Source organism: Armatimonas sp., assembly GCF_043760365.1.
Classification (GTDB): domain Bacteria; phylum Armatimonadota; class Armatimonadia; order Armatimonadales; family Armatimonadaceae; genus Armatimonas.
In genome coordinates, this window is sequence record NZ_JAYUPA010000176.1 from 1 (window position 1) to 2,165 (window position 2,165).

The window sequence follows — 2,165 nt, forward strand, 5'->3', positions numbered from 1 at the left end:
TCCAGGCGGTGTGCCAGAAGGTGACAGGTTGGAGATCAAATATATTGTCTGCCTTGCCGTCGGTGCCGATCAGCTCCAGCTCGGTCAGAGTGGTATAGACGCTGTTATCCTGGGCGCTGAGCGCCTCCAAGCACAGATAGCGACCTCGCGTTGGGGTGGCAAAGCGCGCCTCCTGCCACTCGCCGCCGGAGCCAAATGTGCCGGTGTGAGTGGGCATGAGGCCGTCAAGCCGAAGCGTCTGACCGGGTTTTCGGTGGCGCTGGCTAGTATCCACCACAACTTCATCCAGAATTGGTGTGGTGCGACCGGTGACCGTGGCTTTTGTAGGTGTCTCAAGATCCAGCACCATGACGCTATTTTTACCTTTTTTGAGCCAGCAGCCGGGGCAGTAGAGCGTCTGCTGCGGCCCTATATGCCAGAACCGCCCGAGCGCGTGGCCATTGACCCATGCCATTCCCTTGCGGAAGCCGCGCATCTCAAGATAGGTGTCTCCTGTCTGGGAGAGCGTGAAGGTTCCCCGATGAAACGCGGGGCCCTCCATCACTATATTGGCGAAGAAACGTAGGCCCGGCAGCGGCGACTCACCCCAAGGGAGCGGGAAGACCTCCCAGCCCGTGAGTGCTTCTCCGTCCAGGCTAGCCTCACCGACCAAGCCTTTTCGGTCATGAATCCCGCGCCCAAAGTTAATGCGGCCCATCGCCTCGACCAGCACATCGAGCTGCGTGGGTTTCTCCCGCATGGGCAGCCGCAGGGTGGACTGGTTGCGCCGCCGATCCAGTACGCCCACGCGCTCGCCCTCCAGAAACACTTGGGTCCAGTCGTGTGCTTCTAGCTTGAGAATCCCCTCGGGACCGGCGGGAAGTGTGGTGCGGTAGAGCATCGCGCCAAAGCCGATGTCGTAGGTCTCCATCGCGGCGGGCTTCTGAGCGCGAATGGCGCGGGGAAGATTGGTAAAGAGCGGCGCGTGTTCTGTCAGTACAACCTCCGGGATTGAGATGAGGGGCATCGGCTCAGGAATCCCGGGGAGTGCCTTGCCCTCAGGCTGCCACTTGGCCAGAAGAGTGCGCAGCGCGTGGTACTTCTCGGTTGGTTTTGCCGATCTCAAAACGGGAAGACATGGCCTGAATTATACACCTGAATCAGGTACGCTGGGATTATGAAACAACAAGAGCGTGGTGGCTGGCGGGCGGAACATGACTGCTCTCTGGGAGTGCGTAAGGGGAGCCTTGTGATGCGCTCGGTGGGGGAGGATCCCTCTATTGTGCTGGCGGAAGCGATCGCTGCAAGTGGCACACTAACTCTGGAGTGGCGACAGAAAACGCGTGTCCAGGGCTCATCTGAAGTGTTTTGGAGCGATGCGAGTGGTGCGTTCGCGCCTTCCCGGTGCACCCGAGTGGGCTACACCCCCGGCGAAAAATGGCAGGAGCTACGCGCGGAGTTACCCGTTCAAGGGGCGCTCACGGGGCTACGGCTCGATCCGTTTCAGGGGCGTGGTGAGATCGAGCTTGCGTGGCTGCGGTTGAAGGACACCTACGGAAAGCTTATTCGTGAGTGGAAGTTTGCAGGTCTGAAAGACACCGAGCCTGCTGGGGAGCTGCCCGCGCCCGAAAAATGGGCGTATCTCGATAATGGAAAGATTCGCCTTGGCGTGAAAGTGTCGTCGGGGGCGGCGATTGGCTGGCTCTCGCTGTCGAAGTCTGAGCGCAACTTGCTCAACCACTGGGATCATGGGCGCTTAGTGCAGCAGAGCTACTACGGCGACGACGACGGCTCGATCTGGGGGAAACAGCCCTGGCGCTGGAACCCGGTACAGGGCGGGGATTATAAAGGCACGGCGGCGAAAGTGCTGCAACTCAAGCAGACAAAAACGACGCTCTACGCCAAGAGCATGGGGCGCAACTGGGCCGGCTGCACAGACTTACCCGAGGCGATCTTTGAGCAGTGGATCACGCTAATGGGCGATATCGCGCACGTCAAATACCGCCTGAGCTATTCCGGGAAAATAAGTCACGCAAGCCGTCACCACGAGATTCCCGCTATTTTCCTAGAGCCCGATCTTGATATGCTGGTGATCGGGGGGGACGAAACGGCTCGCAGTAAACCCGGCTGGCCCAATGAGAGCCGAAAGCTCCCCAAGCACTGGGCGGCGTATGTGGATAAAAACG

At 59.8% G+C, this 2,165-nt stretch carries 2 pseudogenes; one reads left to right on the plus strand and one right to left on the minus strand.

Features of this window, described 5'->3' with window-relative positions:
- A pseudogene (locus ACH2EH_RS04450) lies at positions 1–1,105 on the minus strand (beta-galactosidase); the annotation flags it as partial.
- Positions 1,106–1,156: 51 nt separating this feature from the next.
- Here ACH2EH_RS04450 and ACH2EH_RS04455 point away from each other — a divergent pair.
- Positions 1,157–2,165, plus strand: a pseudogene (locus tag ACH2EH_RS04455) (hypothetical protein); the annotation flags it as partial.